This window comes from Klugiella xanthotipulae (genome assembly GCF_006716695.1).
Taxonomy (GTDB): domain Bacteria; phylum Actinomycetota; class Actinomycetes; order Actinomycetales; family Microbacteriaceae; genus Klugiella; species Klugiella xanthotipulae.
On the sequence record NZ_VFPN01000004.1, the window covers coordinates 75,619 to 97,067 of the forward strand.

Annotated in this window: 16 protein-coding genes; 14 read left to right on the plus strand and 2 right to left on the minus strand. The window is 64.8% G+C overall.

All coding sequences use genetic code 11. The features are described 5' to 3' along the window. Position 1: 1 nt before the first annotated feature. Positions 2-1,348, minus strand: coding sequence for a type VII secretion integral membrane protein EccD (eccD, locus tag FB466_RS12735; protein ID WP_141918862.1), 1,347 nt, complete (start codon positions 1,346-1,348; stop codon positions 2-4). A gap of 514 nt (positions 1,349-1,862) precedes the next feature. On the opposite strand from eccD, the gene FB466_RS12740 reads away from it, so the two are divergent. The 9 genes from FB466_RS12740 to eccCa all read left to right on the plus strand — a co-directional run bounded on the left by FB466_RS12740 (position 1,863) and on the right by eccCa (position 14,467). After that, on the plus strand, positions 1,863-2,180 hold the full coding sequence (locus FB466_RS12740; protein ID WP_141918864.1) for a WXG100 family type VII secretion target: 318 nt from the start codon (positions 1,863-1,865) through the stop codon (positions 2,178-2,180). Between the two features lie 71 nt (positions 2,181-2,251). Next, positions 2,252-2,542 (plus strand): WXG100 family type VII secretion target, encoded by a 291-nt coding sequence (locus FB466_RS12745; protein ID WP_246054671.1) that lies wholly within the window; start codon positions 2,252-2,254, stop codon positions 2,540-2,542. Positions 2,543-2,937: 395 nt separating this feature from the next. Next, positions 2,938-4,014 (plus strand): hypothetical protein, encoded by a 1,077-nt coding sequence (locus FB466_RS12750; RefSeq protein WP_141918866.1) that lies wholly within the window; start codon positions 2,938-2,940, stop codon positions 4,012-4,014. A 189-nt stretch (positions 4,015-4,203) separates the two neighbouring features. Further along, positions 4,204-5,586 carry a hypothetical protein gene (locus FB466_RS12755; protein ID WP_141918867.1) on the plus strand — a complete coding sequence of 461 codons (1,383 nt, stop codon included), beginning with the start codon at positions 4,204-4,206 and terminating at the stop codon, positions 5,584-5,586. After that, positions 5,583-8,258, plus strand: a complete 2,676-nt coding sequence (locus tag FB466_RS12760) for an RDD family protein (protein WP_141918869.1) — start codon at positions 5,583-5,585, stop codon at positions 8,256-8,258. Before FB466_RS12755 ends, FB466_RS12760 begins: the two co-directional genes overlap by 4 nt. Before the next feature lie 156 nt (positions 8,259-8,414). Further along, on the plus strand, positions 8,415-9,659 hold the full coding sequence (locus FB466_RS12765) for a hypothetical protein (protein WP_141918871.1): 1,245 nt from the start codon (positions 8,415-8,417) through the stop codon (positions 9,657-9,659). Further along, positions 9,656-10,093 carry a hypothetical protein gene (locus FB466_RS12770; RefSeq protein ID WP_141918873.1) on the plus strand — a complete coding sequence of 146 codons (438 nt, stop codon included), beginning with the start codon at positions 9,656-9,658 and terminating at the stop codon, positions 10,091-10,093. The genes FB466_RS12765 and FB466_RS12770 overlap by 4 nt, the downstream gene beginning before the upstream one ends. A gap of 12 nt (positions 10,094-10,105) precedes the next feature. Continuing rightward, positions 10,106-10,399 (plus strand): WXG100 family type VII secretion target, encoded by a 294-nt coding sequence (locus FB466_RS12775; RefSeq protein WP_141918874.1) that lies wholly within the window; start codon positions 10,106-10,108, stop codon positions 10,397-10,399. Positions 10,400-10,468: 69 nt separating this feature from the next. Further along, the gene (eccCa, locus tag FB466_RS12780) at positions 10,469-14,467 is read left to right on the plus strand and encodes a type VII secretion protein EccCa (RefSeq protein WP_141918875.1); all 3,999 of its coding nucleotides are present in this window, start codon (positions 10,469-10,471) and stop codon (positions 14,465-14,467) included. A 43-nt stretch (positions 14,468-14,510) separates the two neighbouring features. Here eccCa and FB466_RS12785 read toward each other — a convergent pair whose 3' ends face one another. Beyond that, a complete protein-coding gene (locus FB466_RS12785; RefSeq protein WP_141918877.1) occupies positions 14,511-15,206 on the minus strand; it encodes a GntR family transcriptional regulator in 696 nt (231 codons plus the stop codon). 202 nt (positions 15,207-15,408) lie between these two features. Here FB466_RS12785 and FB466_RS12790 point away from each other — a divergent pair, with 202 nt between their 5' ends. The 5 genes from FB466_RS12790 to FB466_RS12810 all read left to right on the plus strand — a co-directional run bounded on the left by FB466_RS12790 (position 15,409) and on the right by FB466_RS12810 (position 21,435). Then, positions 15,409-16,716 (plus strand): NRAMP family divalent metal transporter, encoded by a 1,308-nt coding sequence (locus tag FB466_RS12790; RefSeq protein ID WP_211344835.1) that lies wholly within the window; start codon positions 15,409-15,411, stop codon positions 16,714-16,716. A gap of 11 nt (positions 16,717-16,727) precedes the next feature. Beyond that, complete coding sequence (locus FB466_RS12795) at positions 16,728-17,513, plus strand: LamB/YcsF family protein (protein ID WP_141919070.1); 786 nt, start codon at positions 16,728-16,730, stop codon at positions 17,511-17,513. 2 nt (positions 17,514-17,515) lie between these two features. Beyond that, positions 17,516-19,120 carry a 5-oxoprolinase subunit B/C family protein gene (locus FB466_RS12800; protein WP_141918879.1) on the plus strand — a complete coding sequence of 535 codons (1,605 nt, stop codon included), beginning with the start codon at positions 17,516-17,518 and terminating at the stop codon, positions 19,118-19,120. A gap of 41 nt (positions 19,121-19,161) precedes the next feature. Beyond that, complete coding sequence (locus FB466_RS12805) at positions 19,162-20,955, plus strand: acetyl/propionyl/methylcrotonyl-CoA carboxylase subunit alpha (RefSeq protein WP_141918881.1); 1,794 nt, start codon at positions 19,162-19,164, stop codon at positions 20,953-20,955. A 132-nt stretch (positions 20,956-21,087) separates the two neighbouring features. After that, positions 21,088-21,435: an SRPBCC family protein gene (locus tag FB466_RS12810; RefSeq protein ID WP_246054672.1), complete on the plus strand. Its 348-nt coding sequence runs from the start codon at positions 21,088-21,090 to the stop codon at positions 21,433-21,435. Positions 21,436-21,449: the final 14 nt, after the last annotated feature.

Genomic DNA, 21,449 nt, shown 5'->3' on the forward strand with positions numbered 1-21,449 from the left:
CCTATCCGAGCCGGGCTACGGTGACACCGAGCGGGAGGAGGAGTGCGAGAGCGCAAAGATCAACGCCGTCGGCGATCCGCCCCAATCGCATATGCGGCTTGGTGGAGAGCAGGGTGAGGCCCACCAGCAGGGTCGCGATAACGCCCAGGGTGAGCACCAAAAACTCACGCCACTCAGGATGCGCGAGCGCCGCCGATAACCCGGTGAGAAGGAGCCCGGCCACGCCGGTCCCCATCACGATGAGCACATCGCTGCGGGCAAAGGTCTGCCGCGCACCCAGCATGGTGCCCACAAAGCAGAGCGTGCACAGCAGCGCACCGGGCACACCCGAGGCCACCACAATCGGGGTCGAGGCGAGGGCCACGAGGCCGAGGGCCGCCCGCAGGGAGATCTGAACGCGCCGTCCCACGATAAACCTGGCCGTGATATCTGCGGTGTTGAGGGGGAGTGGGTCCTGGAATATCTCCATATCGGTCTGCGGCGAGGTCACGCGGATGCGGGATGACGAGAGGGCAAGCCACGGGATGCCGTTTCCCAGCGTGGCCGACACCGCCAGGGTCATCGCAAAGACCGCACCCGGGTCGGCGCTGGTGACGGCCGATACCGTTGCCGCACTTGCAATGATCACACCCCCGATCGTGGGAATAAAGCTGATTTCTTTGTGGGAGTTCACAATAATTGCCGCAATAATCCCCACAACCGCGGCCCCGGCACCGGCTGCGGCGATGTTCCAGCCCCAGGGAGCCTCTGAGGGTACCGCGAGGTAACCGCTGACCGCTCCGAAGACCGCCGCCGTGAGTGAGAGTACCTGCCCCGCCTGCGGCTGGTTCATTCGGCTCAGGACGGCACTTGCCGTGACGATGAGTAGGGCGGCGCAGCCCGCAATCAACGCGGCCAGGCCCACTTCGCGGCCGATCCCCAGAAGCAACAGCGCGCCCGCGATCAAAAACGCGGTGCTCGTCGCGAGCGCGGTGGTGGCGCTGTCGTGTGCGGTCCACGGGCGGTGCTGCTTTTCGACGGCATCCGCGACGGCTTCAACGACGTCGTCGTAGATCATCGGGTCGGGCTGGAGTGCCCCAGAGGTCAGTGTGAGGATGTCGCCATCCTTCACACTCTGCACCGAGAGCCCTCGATTGGCATCGAGCACGGTGGTGTCCGCTCGGAGGAGGGAGTACCCGCCGTGGACGAGGTCGGGCGAGAGCACTCCGAGGCTGCGGGCAAAGCCCGGGATCATTTCGGCGAGCGGGGTCGTCGCGGGTAGTCCGATGTCGAGACGACGGTCATTGCTCATCACGGTAATTCGGATGAGCGAGCTGGTCGTCCCGCCGGGGGAGGGGGGAGGGGTCATCGCTGTCCTGGATACATTGTTCTCGAACGTAAAAATGGCGCTGCGACTGGTATTGGGGGGCCGCTCAGCGGGGGACGCCCGCCTGTTGGCGAGTGGGTCTGGCGTCTTTGCTGTGCCACTTGTACAGTACCCCACCCGCCAAACATGGGTGCACGCTGAGGTCTCCTTGGTGGCCTCCTGTGCATAAACCGGGCAGTTTTTGGAGGTGTGGAGACAGGTCACCCCGGCGTTGAGTGGTTACCGGTCGGCGAGTGGGAAAAGGCGACTTTACTGGTTAATTCGGGGAGTTACCTTCTTTTTTTCACAGAGAAATATGTTGATTTTCCAGTGTTTTCTTGGAGGGATGGCAGGGAACCGCTTTGCGTCGTCGTCCGAGGGTCCGTTAGTGTGGCCCTAGTTTCGGTAAATCTCTGTGACGGGATGTGCCACAACTGCCAGGGGGCGATTCGAGTAATTCGAAGCGCCCTTTTTGCTTGCCTTCGGGCTCTGAATTGAGAAAAGGAAGTGAACAACTATGGCTGGAGTTATCTCAGCTGAAGAAGGTGCCCTACGCCGCGGAGCGCAGGCTGTTGGCGAGGCTAAAGCCGGAATCGATCAGCAGACCAAAAATGTGCGCAACGAAATTGAGCAGGTTCGGGGTTTCTGGCGCGGCTCTGCTGCCGGCTCTTTCACCACGTTGATGACCAGCTGGGACGAGCAGGCGCGCAAACTTAACGAAACCCTGGTCACTCTTGAGGCCGCACTTTCCGGCACCGAGAAGGACCAGGCGCGGACCGAGGAGGAACACCGTTCCACTATTTCCGGTCTCAATTCGATGATGAATGGTGCCTAAGCCCTCATCGCCCCAGAGTTTTTACCCGGAGTGTCCGGGTGTCTCATTTAGCGTGTAAAGGAAGTGTAATTATGCAGTCAATGTCAGTAAACCCGGCGCAGGTGTCGGCGCTGTCCAACCAGATTCGCAACGGTGCCACCGGCATCCGTTCACAGCTTGATACTCTCCAGTCTGAGGTGGGTAAGCTCCGTGCCTCCTGGGATGGTCAGGCGCAGAAGGCCTACGACGAGGCTCAGCGCAAGTGGTCCGCGTCGCTTTCTGAGATGCAGCAGTTGCTGGAGCAGATTGCGCGTAAGACTGAGGAAATGTCTCAGTCTTATGTCTCTGGTGACAGTTCGTCCTCCAACCGTTTCCAGATCTAGTATCTGAATCGGAACAGCGTTATAACGGTTCGCAGCGTCGCCAGCCGGTCATATAACGAGTTCGTTGCGGAGACTATTGCAGCGTCGCCATAGTTCCCGCAACGACATAAATTTTATCCGCACCGATTGTGTGTTCTCTCGCACAGGCGCTCTCTGATTCACCTCAATTCCCCAGATTCTTTTATCCAGGGGGCTATCTCCCGCCTTTCAGTGACAGAGGGTTTCGTTCGGGCTATTCGGATCACAGGGCGATATCACAGGGCCGGTTAAGGGTGGTTATGAGGGTTAAATAAAGGCGTTTTTCCACTAAAAACAATCGAGTGGTCGCTGAATCTTTCGGGATCGGCCTACACTTGCCGTGTTCGTCAGGGGGGCGAGAAATAAAGGTTGATATCGTGCTTATGCCGCACCGCCACGCGTGGGGAGTCCCTGTTCTTGTGGGCCTGCTCGGCGTTGCTGCGGCTTCGGCCGTGATGCCGTTGGTTGTGCGCCTAGCTTCTCTGGAGGGTACGGCCCCTGCGGTATTCACCCTGGTTGTGTTCCTCGTGCTCTGTGCTGCTGGAAGCCTGTTCTCCGCGGTGTGCGTGGGCATTCGCTGGCACCATCGCCATCGCGCTACCTCCTGGTTCGAGGAGGCCTTTGGCTCGGACACTCAGCGCGTTCTTGACACGCTTGATGCTGAGTTTCTCACGGATCGGCACGACCGGGAGGGGAGCCTGCGGTACAGCCCTACGGCGGTGATGCTGGTGCGTGAGAAATATCGTTTTCTCCCCGAGGTTGCGGCCCATGAGGTTGTTCGGCTTGCCGTGGAGAAGCGAGAGTTATCCGCGGCGAGCCTGAGCACCCGTTACGGTTACGACCATCCGCTCGGTGGGGTGCCTCGTGAGTTGAGTTGCGCTCCGAACGAGCCCCGATGGGGGCTCTCGGCCGCGTGTGCCGACCGAATGAGTATGCCGACCCTGCGCCGTATTGAGCGTTTGTGGCGGCTGCTCCCCTATATTGTGCCGAGTGGGTTTGGGGCAACGGTGGTCGTGGCGAGTGTGTACTCGGATGCGCATCCAGAATCCGCTCTTCCCCCGTGGGTGTTAGCACTCGCCTCGCTCTGGGCGGTGGTCAATGTGATGCTGTACCCGTCGATCACGAGACTCGTACTGAACGAACTGCCCCTCGCGTGGTACCGGGCTACGCTGCGATCATCTCCCGAGGCCTTCCTTGACGCGTCCGGCCCGGAGTTTGCCCGCGATATTACCCAGATGGCCGCCGCACACGGCGTTGGCGGCCCGGTTGTTGATGCGGTTCGGGTGCGTTTCCGCTCGCTTGCCGGTGGTGACATGTACTTCCGGATGCCCACCCACATCATCGTCGAGGTGATCCGGGCCGCCCAGAAACGGAACGCCGCCGAAACGGTTGTGAAACGTGCGAGTGCCGTTGTCGATGCCCAGTCGCTTGTGACCAGTCGGGCTCGTGGCTAGTCTCGGTCGCGCCAGGCTGTCCCCTGCCGCTCGCCTGTGGCTGTTATCCACAAGCGCGTATCGCGCGGGGTGCCGGTTCGTGCCGGAGCTATAATTGCCGTAATACGCACCCCCCTTGGCGTTTCTGCTATCTACCTCCGTGCACGGTTGTGGGGGGTCGGGTGGGAACAGAAGCTAAGGAGCGGGTGAGTGAGCAAGACCTTCGCCGAGCGGCGACGCATCGTGATCGCTCACGGTATGAGTCGGCACGATGTGGCTGTTCCTTCAGACGTTCCGCTCGGTACAACGCTGCGGCACCTCGGATTGGCTACCCAGCCGCATACCGCCCTCGCCATTGGGGTGGATGGGCAGCGGATCGACCTCTCTCAGCCCCCCTCTGCGGCTATCGTAGAGGGCACCCTGGTAACCGTCGTTGACCTCGCCTCGCTCACGGCCTCCACCGAAAGCGACCGGATGCGCGCCACCGCCGCATCAAGCTTGCACCGTGCTGTCTGGCTGTTTATCGCGGCGGCGGCCCTCCTCACCGTCGTAAACGGCTGGCTTGACCTCGTTGTTGGGCGCAACGGCCCGTTGCTTGCCGAGTGGCGGGCGCTTGTGGCAACTGTTTTTGTGGCCGTCGCGTTTGTGTGTGTACTGTCATCCACTCGCTATTCCGTGGGTCACGCGCGTGTGAGCGCGCTCACGGTGCCCCCCCTTGTCGCATTTACCGCGGGTTTTACCGCAATCTCGCCGACGATAACTGCGGCCCCGCATCTTGCGGTTTTCTGCGGCCTTGTGGCCGCCGCACTGGCCGCTGGTCTGGTTCACCTTCGCTGCGTCGCTGCCTCCCCGCTGGGAGCTACGGGAACCCTCCTCACCGTGCTGACGATCCTGGCGGGGATGTGGGGCCTGACCCTCCTGGTCAACTGGCCTGCTGCCGTTGCCGCCGCTGTTGCTGCGGGTGCCGCACCGCTCGGGCTTCGCCTGCTCCCGACGACGTGCCTGACGGTTCCCGATGGGCAATTCATCGAGTACGAGCAGTTTTCGAGCACCCGATGGACGGTGCGTGGTCGGCCGCCGGAAGGTTCTCAACCGGTGCGCTCGCTCTCGGTGGGCGGCCTCATCCTCAACGCCAACGCACAGTTAGCCACGGGCACGATCATCATTAGTGCTCTCCCGGCTGTTATGCTCCCGGTTGTTTTTCGTGAGCTTCCCGACGATCTCGTTGTACGTATCGGAGCCATCGTGATGTCTGTCAGTATTGCGGTGGCACTGCTTCTCGGACCGCGGGTTGCCACCGCCGGTATCACGCGCTGGGTGCCGCGAGCTGGCGCGGCCGTTGTCCTTGTTGAATTGGCCTTCACCGCCACCCAGGTCTGGGGAGACACCACCTTGGTGTGGCTCGTGACGATTCTGCTGTTGATGGCGCTCGGGATAGGCGCGCTGACCGTTCCCATTTCGCGCGGCGTCCAATCCATGTCGTTGTCTCGAACAGCCGATATCGTGGAGGCGCTCACCACCGTACTAGCGTTGCCCGCTGCCCTGATCGCCGCCAACATCATCGCGATTGTGCAGGGGGTGGTGTCTCGATGACGATGACACACCACCCCGAGACCGATCTCGTCTGTTACAAGTGCGGGCAGGCTCTCCCTCCGTCGGTTGCCTTCTGCATCCGCTGTGGCACGCCACTTGCTCTGCGTGGCGAGGTACCAACGGGAGTGGCCCAGCCTCCGATCGCCGCCTCGGCTTACGTGGCCCCGGGTGGGTATCTCGCTCCCGGGACCTTTCCCGGAGTTGCCCCAGCGGCGGAGGGCCCGGCTGGCTTGGCTCGTGTCGAGGCGGCACCGCGAAGCGGTGGTCCCCTCCTGGGGCCCGGTTTTGACGGGTTCACCCCGGCCGGGACGGGACGACGGTTGGCCGCGTTCACAGTTGATGTCGTCATCGTGCTGGTGGTCGGGTTAATCGTTGGCCTGACCACGTCAAGCGTTGTTTACGGGACCCTTGGCTCGGGTGAGATTGCGGTGGGAATTTGGGCCTGGGAAGCTGTCCGGGGTCGGACATTCGGAAACAGCCTGTTGGGTATCCGCACCACCCGCGCTGATCGCCCCGATGCTCCCGGGGTGCTGCGGGCGCTGCTGCGCTCACTCACTACGGGTGCCGGGTTTGTTGTTGTCGGCGTCGGTGCGTGGGTCATGGTGGGGTCTTCGGCCTGGGATGCGTCTGGACGCCGCCAGGGGTGGCCGGATAAGGTCGCGCGCACATTTTCCGTGCGGGTGCCCACGAAGCGTGAGCAAGCGCATAATGCGGCCCAACGAGCCCAGGCCGCGCCACAGTACGCAATGCCCCAGCAGATGGTGGTGCCCGTTGGGCAGGCCGGGCAGATGCCGATGGTGGATAACTCCCTCCCGTCCTACCCGATGCCACACTATTCCTCGCCACAGGTGACCCACCTCAATCCCGACTCCTCGAACGGTGGCGGCCAGCGTGCGGTCGCAGCAGACCCGCGCGCTATTCCTGATCGGGATGAGTCGGCATCCGTTCCCCCGGTTCCCCTACCCGGGAGCCACCCGGCGATGCCGTTGATGTCGTCCGGTGCGACCTCCCCCATGGTGACGATGGGTCAGGGGTCGCCCTGGGTGGCGAGCATCCCGCAGACAGAGCAGACAGAGCAGATCGGGCAGGGAATTCCGTCCGCTGCCGACATCGATGGGGTGGGAATCTCCAGTCCGCGGGTTGCTCCGCAGGGCGCGCCGCGGGTTGCTCCACAGAGCCCGCCGCGCGTAGTTCCGCAGGAAGTCCCGGTGCACTCTGCCGCGCCTATGGTGCCCGTGATGCCCCAGTCGCCGACCTTCTCGTCATCGCCTGTGGTACCCGAGATGGTTGTTCCGCACTCGGCGGTTGCTCATCCCGAGGCAGGCTCACCAGCAGGGGTGACACCCGAACCGTCGGTTATCGGTCAGGTATCGGCTCCATCTCAGGTACCGGTTGCTCAGCAGGTGGTTACGGTGCCGCAGGTGGTTACGGTGCCGGAGATGCCTCGTGCGCCGCAGATTCACTCCGAACCACGGCCGTCTGCCCCGTTGCCGGTGGAGTCGTGGCCCTCCGCCACCCGCCGTGACGCGCTCCCTCCGTCGCTGCCCAATCACCCGATTCAACCAGAGGAATCGAGGGGTTCTCCGGGTGTCAATGTCAGCTTCGCGGGCCATCCGGGGCAGGTCGCTTCTGCGGCAAACGTCCCGGCGGCGGGCGAGACTCCCACCGCGCCCCACCGGCATCACCTCCTGAACCAGCCAGCTCCACGGCTGAGCGCCGAGCAACGGGCCGCTCGGCGTCAGGCATTGGCCGAGGCTTCCTCCCCGCACCCCCCGGTGCACCCCCAGGAGAGCCGCTCGGCAGCGCCTGTTTCTTCAGTGCCTGTTTCCTCAGCGCCTGTCTTACCGGCGGTGCTCACACCTCCGTCAGTGAGCCCATCGACTTTCGCCGGTCCGCTGGGGCCGCCCAGTGGTCCCCCGTCGGGGGACTACGACATGTCGGAGTCGGGCAGTGGCGGTTCGGCCCGCTCCCGCGCAATGAGGGTCACCGGGCATTCTCCGCTGGGGGAAGGGTCGGTCGGTTCTGGCGGGGTAGCGGGGTCCGATCCCGGCCTGGCCGCAGTCCTACCGGTATCCACCGCGGCTCCAACGTATTGGTCACGCCCGGTGGATGCACCGAGCCCAGTTGCCGCGGACGTTCCCCGGCCGACCGTTGTACCCCCTGTGGATGGTGCGGAGGCCACTATTGTGGGAGTCCCCGTTTATCAGCCGCGTGGTGTCACCGGCACGGTACGGGAGGATGTGGTGGCTCAGCGGGTCGCCTCACTCGACGAGAGGGTGTCGGCCCGTATCCGGCAGTCACCCCCCGAGCATCCCGAATCGGGTCGTACGGCGACCCACCTCGTCCTCACCTTTGATACGGGGCAGCGGGAACAGCTTGTGATCCCCTGTAGTGGGTTCATTGGGCGGAAGCCCAAATCGGCCAACGCCGATCTCCGTATGATCGCGGTGCAGGATCCCGATTTCACGGTGTCCAAGGCCCATCTTCAATTTGAAATTGTGGCTGGCGAGCTGTGGGTCATTGACCGCACCTCGACGAACGGTACCGACCTCATCGACGAGCAGGGCGTGCCCACACCCGTCCCCCACGGTGACAAGGTTCGGGTTCCGCTGAACTACCGGGTGCGCATTGGTGAACGCATCTTCGCGGTGAGCGCCTTCACCGCTCCCTAACAATCGCGTGCGACTGCTGCTTATCCACAGGTGACCCTGATTGGTTTGCAGATTGTCGGAGGTGCGTGGAATGATCAACCCAATGCCCACACGGAACACGCGTCGTGGTGGTGGTGCCCCGCGGGGCAGCCCCGGAGATGCGACACGGAGGGAGACGTGCAGCGGCAGGTGAAGGCGGGGGGTCGTCCGTTCACAGAAGGAATCACGATGGAAGTCGATTACGCCGAGCTTGCCCTCGTCGGCCAGGTTGTCACCCGGCAACAGGGCCATGTGACGGCTATCCGTGCCTATGTGATGAATACATGCGGCATCCCCTCGGGCGAGATGGGCCTCCTGTTACAAGCGGTTTACCCACTCTCAGCGGCGGCCGTGTCTCTCGGCGGCAGAGCGCTCCGCGCGGTCGAGTCAGTTGTGGAGTGGGGCGCTCGCGCGACCCACGATACCGTCGATGCGTATCTTGCCGCCGATGTGGCCGCTCATCAGGATTTTTCCCGAGTGATGGCCGAACTGGGGGAGTCTCTGCGCTCCTACCCAGATCCTCGCGAGATACCGCCGACGCTTGGTGGCGCGCAGAGTCGCGCAGCATCCACGTATGGTGAAATGCCCGCGTGGGGTGGCGGGGAGGGGCTTAAGAACCTTTTCGGGGGCTCCTTAGCCGATGCCCAGGAGGGGGTATCCGGCTGGCGGGGCGGGTCGGTGGGGGTTGTGGAGCGTAGCGACGCGTCCTCCTACCTGGTGCTCCCTCATCCGGGTGAGACGTTTGTTGACGACCTTCGTCGGGGTGCCGCGCCTCTGCTCGGCAGCGTCGATTGGCTGGCCGAGCAGCTCCTCGGGTTCAGTATCCTGGAGGAGTGCATCACCACGCCGCTGAGCGGTGACTGGCAGGCTATCGGCTCTGCTGCCGGGGGGTGGTCACACGCAGGTCGGGCTCTCAGAGAGGTGGCAGGTAACCTCTCGCAGCTACCCGAACAGGTCACCACCTGGCAGGGGCGGGCGGCGGATGCTTTCCGAGCGACTATCCTCACCGTGAGCGAGGCTGTGGTGGGTTTGAGCGCCGCGTGCGACGACGTCTCCGGGCTGCTCTCCGCAATTGGCTCGGTGGCCCAGGAAGCCTGTGCACTGATCGCTCAGCTCCTCGAATTGATCGCAGAGAAGCTTCTCCGACTGGCGTTGGAGGCCTCGGTTCCCGGGGTCGGCGGGGTTGTTACCGGGGGCGATACGCTCTCCGGGGTCCGGGAGATCAGGGGGTGGGTAACGAAGATTAACCGGGCACTCAGCCTCATCCTTGACGCAATCGAGGGTTTCGCTGACGCGCGAGAGAAGCTTCTGCCTGCCGTCCGGGTGCTGGAGGATCTTGCGGAATACGTGGGCCAGAAGACGGCTGGGTCGGTGGTCTCGTGAATTCACCGGACGACTTCTTCAGCGACCTTGCGGCCCTCAACGCGCGGGTGGAGACCTCCCTGGGTGAGATCAAGCTGATGCTGTCCCAGGTAGTTGACGAGGCGAGCCGCTCCGCTGAGCGCGACGCCGCACACGACGAGGCTCGGGCCATCGCGGCGCGGCGCGGTGACCTGGGGCCGGAGTGGCGCAAGATTCAACATCGACTCGACCTCAACCAGACCAGCGTGCGCGACATTTTCAGTGGGACCGATGATTCCACCGAGGCGCAGGCGCTGCGGGCGACATCGCAGCAGCGCATTGCCGCCCTGCGCGAAGACCTGGTGCAGCAGGTGGAGGCGAGCGGAGAGGAGACGGATCCGCTCGTGGACATCCAGAATCTCAACTCCCAGCTGTACGCACGGCTGGACGATATCCGCGATCAACTGGGTAAGTAAGGTAGGTGACGAATGAGTGCGCTCATCAGGGTAGAGGAGGGCGAGATTACCGTTCTCGCCGCGCGTTTGGAGTCTGCGGTGGCTCAGATCCGCGACCTACTCGCGGATCTCGATGGCCGGGTGGCCATTCTGCGCCGCGAGTGGACCGGCGCGGCGCAGCAGGCCTATGCGGATGCTCAGGCCGAGTGGGGTGCCGAGATTGACCGAATGGTGCGGGTGCTTACCGACGCGATCACGGCGCTCGCCGGGGCCGAGTTGCGCTACGACCGTGCCGAAGACGCTAACACCGTGCGCTGGGCGTTGTAGCCGCTGTGCCCCAGAAAATCGTGCGAGCACGACGGTATAGTAAATGCTGGATTGTGAGGAACCCCCGCCATGTCTGACCCAACCCGTGGAACCCCCAGAGTCGCGCCCCCCAAGGTGCCATCGGGTAAATTGTCGATTCAAACGCCGCCGGAGCTAGAACCTGGTGACGGTATTAGCACACTGCTGAGTTCCATGCTGCCCATGCTCGGCAGCGTGGGTGCCATTGTCATGGTGTCGATGAATAATTCCGGCCCCACCGGCCTGCTCACCGGCGGCATGTTTCTCATGTCATCGCTCGGGTTTGTGGCGGTGAACGGCTGGCGGCAGCGTTCGCAGCGGGTGGCGGGCATCCTGGCTGCGCGCCGCGAATATCTGATGTACCTCACCGAGCTTCGACAGACGGTGCGGGTGGCGGCAAAGCAGCAGCGGAAGTCGGCCTACTGGGTTGACCCGGATCCGGCATCTCTTGTCTACGTGGCTGAGGAACGCAGTCGCGTCTGGGAGCGTTCGTCCGATGATTCCGACTTCATGAGCGTGCGGATAGGTCTGTCCAGTCAGCCGTTGTGCCTCACCCTGGAATCGCCCGATCTGCCCCCACTAGCCCAGCTTGACCCGGTGGCGGCCTCGGCCGCACACCGTTTTATGGTCACCCACCAACACCAACACGATCTGCCGCGATCCGCCGACCTCACCAACTTTTCACGCGTGGAGATTGTGGGCCCCCACGAGCCCTATCTACGCTCGCTCGCTCGCGCCATGGTCATCCAGGCCGCTACGCTGCACAGCCCCGAGCATCTGCAGATCGCAATTATTGCCGGGGAGAACTCGATTGCCGAGTGGGAGTGGGCCAAGTGGTTACCGCACACCCACTCCCAGCACACGACCGATGGCGTGGGTCCGGCCCGTATGATTGCGCCGGTGTTGTCGGAGATTGTTGATCTGCTGCCCAAAGATATTTCCGAGCGTCCCCGTTTTGGCCGTGGTAAAAGGTCTCAGCTCACTCCGCACCTGCTGATTGTGGTTGACGGTGGCCACGTGCCTTTCGGCAACCCGGTGGTGACGGAGGACGGCGTGCAGGGCGTCTCCGTGATTGAGCTCCCCACCCGGTGGCAGGAGGTGGAGGACCCGCTGCGGTTGCGGCTCACCGTTGAGCAGCACCCGCCCCTCGACGAGGCGGGTCGCCCACCCATGAACGTTATTGCGGTGGGGGAGACGCGAGAGGAGATCCGTGCCGACCAGATCACGGTGGAGGAGGCTGAGGCTGCCGCCCGCCGACTCATGCCGATGTTTAACGGTACCCGTACCGAGGTGGGGGAGTCGCGCGCCGCGACCTCCGCTGAGCTGGTTGATCTGCTCGGTATTGGCGATGTGCGCGACCTCGATTTTGACGTGGTGTGGAAGCCGCGCCTGCAGCGCGACCGGTTGCGTGTGCCCATCGGTCTCACCACGGAGGGCATCCCGATTTCCCTCGATATTAAGGAGTCTGCCCAGCAGGGGATGGGGCCGCACGGCCTCATCATCGGGGCCACGGGCTCCGGCAAGTCGGAGGTGCTACGCACCCTGGTGTTGGCCCTCGCCCTGACTCACTCGCCCGAGCAGCTCAACTTTGTGCTGGTTGACTTCAAGGGTGGGGCCACATTTGCCGGAATGGCGGGGATGCCGCACGTCTCGGCGATCATCACCAACCTGGGTGAGGAACTCACGCTGGTTGATCGAATGCAGGATGCGCTGCAGGGCGAGATGGTGCGCCGCCAGGAGTTACTGCGCTCCGCCGGTAACTTCGCCAATGTGAGCGACTACGAAAAGGCGCGTATGAACGGGCGCACCGACCTCGACCCGTTACCGGCCCTGCTCATCGTGGCCGACGAGTTCTCCGAGCTCCTGGAGGCCAAGCCCGAGTTCGTGGAAACATTTGTGAACATTGGTCGGCTGGGGCGCTCGCTCCAGGTGCACCTGCTGCTCTCCTCGCAGCGGTTGGAGGAGGGAAAGCTGAAGGGTCTCGATTCGCACCTCTCCTATCGCATCGGCCTTCGTACCTTCTCGGCCGCGGAGTCACGCGCGGTGCTTGGCGTGGCCGATGCCTACACCCTGCCGCCGATGCCGGGTGTTGGGTACCTCAAACCCGACACGACCACCATGATTCAGTTTCGGGCATCCTACGTATCCGGTCCGCCCCAGTCGCGTCGTCGCCGATCCGTGGGTCCGGGGGTTGTGTCGAGTGCCGAGCTGGAGATTGAGCCCTTTACCGCTGCCCCCGTGGCTCAGCGCATTGACGCGCGCGAGCTGGCCCCGGTCGAACCTGAGAGTACTCCAGAACCGGAGGAGGATGGCAGCACCTTCGAGCTGGCGGTTGAGCGGATGCGCGGCCGCGGCCCCAGCGCCCACCAGGTCTGGCTCCCACCTCTCGTGGTACCCGCCACCATGGATCAGCTCATGCCCGATCTCACAATTGACCCCGAACTGGGCCTCGTCTCGCGCACCTGGCGTGATGCTGGCGAGCTGGTTGTCCCGCTCGGTACGGTGGACCGCCCGCTCGAACAGCGGCGCGAAAATCTGACGATCTCACTCGGCGGTGCGGCCGGTCATATGGCAATCGTTGGTGGCCCCCGCACGGGGAAGAGCACCCTGGCCCGCACCGTTATGGTGGCGCTCTCGCTCACCCACACGCCCGTTGAGGTGCAGTTCTACGTCCTCGACTTTGGTGGGGGTACCTTCAGCCCATTGGCGAGCTACCCGCATGTGAGCGGTGTGGCGAGTCGCAACGAGCCCGAGGTGGTGCGGCGGTTACTCGCCGAGGTCACCGGCATCGTTAACAACCGCGAGCAGTACTTCCGAAATAACGGGATCGACTCGATTGAGACGTACCGTCAGTGGCGAGAATCCGGGCGTGCTGATGATGGCTACGGCGATATTTTCCTGATTGTGGACGGCTGGGCCACGGTGCGCACCGAGTTTGAGAGTCTTGAACCGCTTGTGCTCAACCTGGCAAGTCGCGGCCTCACATTTGGGGTGCACGTGGTCCTCACCGCCGCGCGTTGGATGGACGTGCGGGCCAATATCAAGGACCTGATGGGGACCCGACTGGAATTGCGCTTGGGGGACCCAACCGACTCGGAACTTGACCGTAAGTCCGCATTCAACGTGCCCCTTGAAGCCCCCGGTCGGGGGATTACCGCCACTGCCCACCAGATGCTCACGGCCTTACCTCGCATTGACGGTGATGGTGACCACACCTCCCTTGCCTCGGGAGTGGAGCATCTGATGGCGACGGTGCAGGATGCCTGGCACGGCCCCGTCGGCCCCAAGCTGCGCCTGCTCCCGGAGATGATCTCGATGGATGAGATTCGCGCCCTGGCCCCGCCCGAGCAGCGCACTATCTGGCTGGGTATCGACGAGGCCAACCTCGCCCCCATCGGCATCGACCCCCTGGTGGAGCCCCACCTCTACCTCTACGGTGACTCTGGTTCGGGGAAATCCTCCATGCTGCGCAGCTACGCGAGCGAAATTCGACGACTCTATACGCCGCAGGAGGCCAAGATATTTGTCGTGGATTTCCGCCGTGCGCTACTCGGGGAGATCCCGGACGACTACCTGGGTGCCTACCTCACCACCCACGAGGCGGCGCTCAGCGGGATGAACGAGCTCTCCTCGTTCTTCCGCAGCCGACTGCCCGGCACCGATGTGACGCCGGAGCAACTGCGCTCGCGCTCGTGGTGGACGGGGGCCGAGGGGTTCATCCTGGTAGACGACTACGACCTGGTGTCTACCTCCCAGGGCAACCCGTTGCAGGCCATTGTTCCCCTGCTCGCCCAGGCCGCAGACGTGGGGATGCACGTCATCATGACCCGTCGTAGTGGCGGTGCCAGTCGCGCCAGCTACGACCCGATGATCCAGGGCATGACCGACCTGGGGGTGACGGGTATCTTGCTTTCCGGTAACCCGGAGGAGGGGCAGCTGATCGGTAAGCTCAAAGCCGTGCAGTCGGTGCCCGGCCGGGCCCAGATCGTGAACCGGGCGCACGGTATGCGTGGGGCGCATCTGGGATACGTGACGCCGACGCACGGGTAGCGCGGGCCGCGGGGTGCGTCCCGCGGCGGTCGTGGGCGACGGGTTACGCGCCGTGCCGCGTGTAGGCCGCGAGCACCGTGCGCTCCGATTGGAGGAGGTAGTCGTTGAGGGCGACCCCCGCCTCGGCGGTGCGCCCCTCGGCGTAGAGGGTGTCGATGGTGGTGTTGAGGTCCACGTAGGGGCCGTGTAGAAATTCGGGATCATCCAGCAGACTGAACGCGAGGCGCAGTTCGGCCGAAACGTTGGCGTAGAGGGCGTCGAGGCGCTGGCTGTCGGCGAGTGAGACGATGGCCGAGTGGAACTCCATGTTGGCGGTTCCGACGCCAACCCAGTCGCCGGCATCCCGCAGTCGGAGGGCCTCAGCGCTGGCCGTGCGCATTCGCTCACCCGCCGGGTGTTTGGGTAGCGCTTGGGTGAGCGCCTGGCATTCGATGATGCGGCGCACCCGGTAGATGTCGATGATTGACGCGATCGTGGGCACCACAACGAACACGCCACGGTGGTGCTGGTGCGTGAGCAGACCCTCGTAGGTGAGCGCTCGGAATGCCTCGCGCAGGGTGTTGCGTGAGATCGCGAGGTCGTCACTCAGTGCGGCCTCGGAGAGTTGCTGGCCCGGTACAAGCTCGCCCGCGATGAGCCGCTGCCGGATGGTTTCGGCGGCCTGGTCGGCGAGACCGGGCGGGTAGGCGGTGTGGGTGGTGCCCGCAGGGGGTGAGCCGGTGGGGTGTTCTGCTGTCACCCGGCAAGTGTAACGGGAGGACAAGAATCTCACCGTTTTGTTGGACAAGTATTCATTAAATAAAGATTCAACGCGCAGATTGCTCAACAATTACTGGAATCTTGTTCACCAAATGTATGCTGTCTCGATCACCCCTACACTTTCCGCTGGCAACGACGCCCTCGGGACGACCGCTCACTTTTCGAGAGAAACGGATAAACAGATGACTGAGCCACGACACCCCTCGGCGGCCGAGGCCCCCGACACCACCGCAGCCGCCACCACCGCAGGCGGCGTGGGTGCGCAGGCGGCCACGTTTGCCCGGGCCCGCCGGGCCTCCCTGGTCGGCGCAATCTTCATGATGGCAACCTCCGCGATTGGCCCCGGCTTCATCACCCAGACGGCCACCTTCACCGCGACGATGGGGGCCGCGTTCGCGTTCGGCATCCTCGCCTCAATTGTGATTGACTTCGTGGTGCAGCTCAACATCTGGCGCATCGTGACCGTGACCGGAAAGCGCGCGGCAGACCTGGCCAACGCGGCCATCCCGGGCAGCGGCTACCTGCTCGCGGTCATCGTGATCTTCGGCGGTCTCGTCTTTAACGTGGGCAACACGGCCGGTGCCGGTCTGGGCCTCAATGCGCTGCTCGGTCTCGACCCCAAGATCGGCGGATTAATCAGTGCGCTCCTGGCGATCAGCATCTTCCTCGTGAAGCGGGCCGGTGTCGCCGTTGATCGGGTGGTGGTGACGCTCGGAATCGTGATGATCCTGCTCACGGTCTATGTGGCCATCGTCTCGGGCCCGCCCGTCGGTGACGCCCTCCGGCAGACCGTGTGGCCCGACCAGATCAACTTCGCCACCATTACAACCATTGTGGGCGGCACCGTGGGCGGGTACATCACCTACGCCGGGGCGCACCGACTACTCGACTCGGGCACCGCCACAGTTGACAATATTGCGCAGGTCTCGAAGGCGGCCCTCAACGGCATCCTGGTGACCGGTGCGATGCGCTACATTCTGTTCCTTGCCATTCTTGGCGTGGTGGCGAGCGGTGTGGTGATCGACACCTCCGGTGCGGGCGCCAACCCCGCGGCCCAGGCGTTCCAGGCGGCGGCCGGTGAGTTTGGCCTGCGCGCGTTTGGTCTCGTGCTGTGGGCGGCCAGCATCACGAGCGTGATCGGGGCCGCCTACACCTCCATCTCGTTTGTCACGGTCTTCAACGGCAGAATCACGGAGCGCGGGCGCAACCTGGCAACTGTGGGGTTCATCCTGATCTCGCTCGTCGTCTACCTGCTCCTTGGCACGGCCCCCGCCGCTCTGCTCGTGTTTGCGGGGGGATTTAACGGTCTGGTGTTACCGATTGGCCTCACGATCTTTATGTATGTGGGCTGGTTCCGGCGCGACCTGATGAACGGCTACCGGTATCCCGTTTCCCTCCTGGTGCTCGGAACGCTGGTGTGCGCACTCACCTGGTACATGGGTGCGGTGTCGGTCGGCCCGATCTTTGCCTTCCTGGGCGTGGGGGTCTAGTCGTGACGCGGATGACGATTGACCTCAATAGCGACCTGGGCGAGGGCTTCGGCCGCTGGAGCCTGGGCGACGACGACACCATGCTCGGTCTCGTGACGAGCGCCAACATTGCGTGCGGTTTCCACGCGGGTGACCCGGCCGGTATTCTGCGCACGGTGCGGGGGGCTCGGGATCGCGGGGTCGCCATCGGTGCGCACGTCTCCTACCGTGACCTGGCCGGGTTTGGCCGGCGCGCGATGGATGTTGACAGTGCCGATCTCGTTGCCGAGGTGATCTACCAGATTGGCGCGCTTCAGGGCCTGGCCCGCGCGGCTGGCAGCGCCGTCACCTACGTGAAACCGCACGGTGCGCTCTACAACACGATTGCACACGACGAGCGCCAGGCTCGGGACGTGATCCGCGCTATCCGTGAGAGCGACCCCTCCCTCGTGCTGATGGGCCTCGCCGGTTCAACCGTACTGCGGCTCGCCGACGAGGCCGGGCTGCGCACCGTTGCCGAGGCCTTCGCCGACCGCGCCTACACGCCCGCGGGCGCACTCGTGTCGCGCCGCGAGCCCGGGTCGGTGCTGCACGACGCCGAGGAGGTGGCCCGGCGGATGGTGCGGCTCGTGACGGAGGGTACCGTCACCGCGATTGACGGTAGCGTTGTTCCGATGAGCGCCGAGTCGATCTGTGTGCACGGGGACAGCCCCGGGGCCGTCGAGATGGCCACCCGGGTGCGCGCGGCGCTCGCCGGAGCCGGGGTGGGCCTCCGCCCGTGTGCGCCTCCGCCCGATTCTGCACGGGCTGGTGGCTAGCCATGCGGTTTTTACCCGTTAATACCGATGCTCTGCTGGTGGAGCTCGACGGTCTGGAGCAGACACTATCGCTGCTTGATTCCCTCACGGCTCGGCCGATTTCGGGCGTGGTGGAGCTGGTTCCCGCGGCCCGCACTCTTCTCGTGAGCTATCGGCCGAGTGCCGTGTCCGCCGCTGAGATTGTGGCGGATATTCGTGCCCGCGGTCGGGGCGAACGCCTGGCCGCGACGGGTCGACTCGTGACCGTTCCCGTGCGCTACGACGGGGCGGATCTGGTTGAGGTTGCCGGGATTCTGGGCGTCACGCCCGACGAGGTTATCGCCATGCATACCGAGAGTGAATACACCGTGGCCTTCACGGGGTTTGCTCCCGGCTTTGCGTATCTCACGGGGGGCCACCCCGCCCTCGACGTACCGCGGCGGCTGACGCCGCGCACCCGTATCCCGGCCGGTGCCGTGGGACTGGCGGGTACGTTCAGCGGGGTATACCCGCAGGCGAGTCCTGGCGGGTGGCAGATCATTGGGGTGACCGACGAGCGGATGTGGGATGTGGCGCGCGAGGTGCCCGCGCTCTTGCAGCCCGGGTTCCGGGTGCGTTTTGTGGAGGCGGCCGCGAGCGTTCGCTCCGGTGTGAGTGCGGTGGCTGCCGAGTCTCGGCCCACTGTGCCCGAGCGCAGCGCAGCCCCGGCTCCACCTGCGGCTCCGGCCCTGCGGGTGCAGGCCACCGGTATCCAGACCCTCTATCAAGACCTGGGCCGCCGCGGTCGGGCCAGTCAGGGCGTTTCGGCCGCGGGGGCACTCGACCACTCCTCGCTGCGTGTGGCCAACAGGCTCGTGGGTAACGCCTCCGACACCGCCTGTCTGGAGGTCGTTGACGGTGGCCTGAGCGTAGTGAGCGTGGGGGACACCCTGATCGCCGTCACCGGGGCGGACGCCCCACTCACGGTCACGCTCCCTGACGGCGGCTCCGTGGTCGCCGCCCCCTACCAGCCGATTGTGCTGGGTAACGGGGAGGCGCTCCACCTGGGCACCCCGACGCACGGCATCCGTTCGTATCTTGCGGTACGCGGCGGTTTTGCGGTGCCGCCCGTGCTCGGCAGTCTCTCTACCGATACCCTCTCCACGGTGGGTCCCGCCCCCGTTGCGCCGGGGGACGTGCTGCCGGTGCGAGCCGTTCTGGGGGCCGCGGATGCCGTGGCCCTGGAGGCCGGTACCGCACCCAACTTCCCCACCGCGAACGAGGAGGTGGTGCTCGACGTGGTGTGGGGCCCCCGCACCGACTGGTTTACCCCCGAGGCGCTCCGGCTGCTGTGCAGCCAGGCCTGGACGGTGACCCCGCAGTCCAACCGTGTGGGCCTCCGGCTTGCGGGCGATGCGGCCCTCGCCCGCGACATCGCGGGCGAATTGCCGAGCGAGGGCACCGTCGTGGGCTCGATTCAGGTTCCGCCGAACGGACAGCCCGTGCTGTTCCTCGCCGACCACCCGCTGACCGGCGGCTACCCCGTGATCGGGGCCGTGGCCAGTCACCATCTCAACCTGGCCGGGCAGATTCCCCTCGGGGCGCGCATCCGGTTTCATCCCGTCACCGCGTTTGGCGAGTTGGGCTAACACCCCGACCCTCACGCCCTACTACCCAAGGACACTCCCCCATGAAAAAAGTTTTGATTGCCAACCGCGGTGAGATCGCCGTGCGCATTATTCGTGGCTGCGCCGACTACGGGCTCGCCTCGGTGGCCGTCTACGCCGACCCGGATGCCGATGCTGTGCATGTCCGTCTCGCCGACGAGGCGTACGGGCTGGTGGGTGACCGGCCAGCGGATACCTATCTCAGCATCCCGAAACTGCTCGAGATCGCCGTGCGATCCGGGGCCGATGCCGTGCACCCCGGCTACGGTTTCCTCTCGGAGAGCGCGGAGTTTGCCCGCGCCGTTGAGGCGGCGGGGCTCACCTGGATCGGCCCGAGTCCCGAGGCCATTGATCTGCTGGGCGACAAGGTCGCGGCCCGTAAAATTGCCGAGCGGGTGGGTGCGCCGCTCGTCTCGGGCACCTCCGACCCGGTCGCCGACGCGGGGGAAGTGGTTGCCTTTGCCGAGGAGCACGGATTGCCCATCGCGATCAAGGCCGCGTTTGGTGGTGGGGGTCGCGGGCTCAAGGTGGCGTGGCGGCTCGACGAGGTGGCCGAGCTCTTCGACTCCGCCGTGCGCGAGGCCGTTACCGCGTTCGGCCGGGGCGAGTGTTTCGTGGAGCAGTTTCTCGACCGCCCCCGGCACATCGAGGCGCAGGTGGTGGCCGATGCCCACGGCAACGTTGTGGTCGTCGGTACGCGCGATTGCTCGTTGCAGCGGCGCAACCAGAAGCTGGTGGAGGAGGCCCCGGCGCCGTTCCTCACCGACGGCCAGCGGGAGCGCATCCACTCGGCCTCGCGCGATATCTGCGCAGCTGCCGGGTACCGCGGGGCCGGCACGGTTGAGTTCCTGCTGAGTGCCGACGGCACCATCTCGTTTCTGGAGGTGAATACGCGGCTTCAGGTGGAGCACCCCGTCACCGAGGAAACCACGGGTGTTGACCTGGTGATCGAGCAGTTCCGCATCGCCGAGGGTCTGCCCCTGTCGATCACCGAGACTCCGGCGCCGACGGGACACTCCTTCGAGTTTCGACTGAATGCGGAGGATGCCGGTCGCGGCTTTCTGCCCACCCCCGGCACCATCCTGAGGTTCTCCCCGCCCGCGGGGCCGGGTGTGCGCGTTGATTCGGGGGTGGAGTCGGGCTCGATCGTTCCGGGAACCTTTGACTCGATGATGGCGAAGCTCATCGTCACCGGGGCCACGCGCGAGCAGGCCATCCTGCGCGCTCGCCGGGCCCTCGCGGAGTGCACCATTGAGGGCGTTGCGTCGGTGCTGCCCTTCCACCGTGCGGTTATGGCGCACGATGATTTTGTTTCGCCCGACCGGTTTGGTGTGCACACCCGCTGGATCGAGACGGAGGGTGTGGCGCAGATCCCGTTGTCGCCGCGCTCTGAGCCGCTGCCCGGTGAGGCCCTCAGCCGCACGTTTGTTGAGGTTGATGGCCGCCGGATGTGCCTCGGCCTGCCCGCTGCGTTGCTCACCGGTCTGGCCGCGGTGGCCGGTTCGGGTTCCGGCACTGCGGGCGGGGTTGGCGACGCGGTGGCGGATGCCGGTGGGGCCGTTCCGTCCAGCGCATCCGCCCCCGATGATCCCGCCGTGTGTGTCGCACCCATCACGGGGACCCTGCTCGCCTGGCAGGTCGCGGCGGGCGATACCGTGGTGGTGGGCGATGTTCTCGCGATCATGGAGGCCATGAAGATGGAGACGCAGGTGCTCGCGCATCGGGCCGGGACCGTGACGACGCTCGTGGAGACGGGTGTGTTTGTGCCGGCCGGTACGGCGCTGCTGCGTGTGGAGCGGGAGGGCCGCGCGGGATAGTACCGGGGGTGTGGTCGGCGGTGGTGCGGAGCGGTTGATCATTCGGGGTTGACCTCGTTCACTGTGCGCGCTTATATTCGCCTCAGGAGAACCCCTCCGGCACGCAATCCCCTCAGTATCAGGAGAACGATCATGAGTAACGGATTGACCATCACTCGAATATTCACCGTGCCACCCGAGAGCGTGTATGCGGCTTGGACTCGGCCGGAGCACTTTTCCGTATGGTTTGGCACCGCGGCCGTCTCTGTGCCGCTCGACACGCTCTCGCTTGATGTGCGGGTGGGCGGTGAGTGGCGGGCGGTGATGCACCTGGCTGATGGTCATGTGATCAACTGGGTCGGCGAATATGTTGAGCTGGATCCACCGCACCGCTTGGTCTTCACGATGACGGATCGCCCGGACGACCCCGCGCGCGCGCGTCACCGTCACCTGTGTGGCGGTCGAGGGCGGTACCGAGATGACGCTTCACCAGGGTGCTGATTCCTTTACCGAGG

Bases quoted from the DNA above. Each gene is read 5' to 3' on its own strand.
- FB466_RS12810 (WP_246054672.1), top strand. From the start codon at position 21,088: ATGAGTAACGGATTGACCATCACTCGAATATTCACCGTGCCACCCGAG.
- eccD (WP_141918862.1), bottom strand. From the start codon at position 1,348: ATGACCCCTCCCCCCTCCCCCGGCGGGACGACCAGCTCGCTCATCCGA.
- FB466_RS12805 (WP_141918881.1), top strand. From the start codon at position 19,162: ATGAAAAAAGTTTTGATTGCCAACCGCGGTGAGATCGCCGTGCGCATT.
- FB466_RS12795 (WP_141919070.1), top strand. From the start codon at position 16,728: ATGACGATTGACCTCAATAGCGACCTGGGCGAGGGCTTCGGCCGCTGG.
- FB466_RS12760 (WP_141918869.1), top strand. From the start codon at position 5,583: ATGACGATGACACACCACCCCGAGACCGATCTCGTCTGTTACAAGTGC.
- FB466_RS12800 (WP_141918879.1), top strand. From the start codon at position 17,516: ATGCGGTTTTTACCCGTTAATACCGATGCTCTGCTGGTGGAGCTCGAC.
- FB466_RS12775 (WP_141918874.1), top strand. From the start codon at position 10,106: ATGAGTGCGCTCATCAGGGTAGAGGAGGGCGAGATTACCGTTCTCGCC.
- FB466_RS12790 (WP_211344835.1), top strand. From the start codon at position 15,409: ATGACTGAGCCACGACACCCCTCGGCGGCCGAGGCCCCCGACACCACC.
- FB466_RS12740 (WP_141918864.1), top strand. From the start codon at position 1,863: ATGGCTGGAGTTATCTCAGCTGAAGAAGGTGCCCTACGCCGCGGAGCG.
- eccCa (WP_141918875.1), top strand. From the start codon at position 10,469: ATGTCTGACCCAACCCGTGGAACCCCCAGAGTCGCGCCCCCCAAGGTG.
- FB466_RS12745 (WP_246054671.1), top strand. From the start codon at position 2,252: ATGCAGTCAATGTCAGTAAACCCGGCGCAGGTGTCGGCGCTGTCCAAC.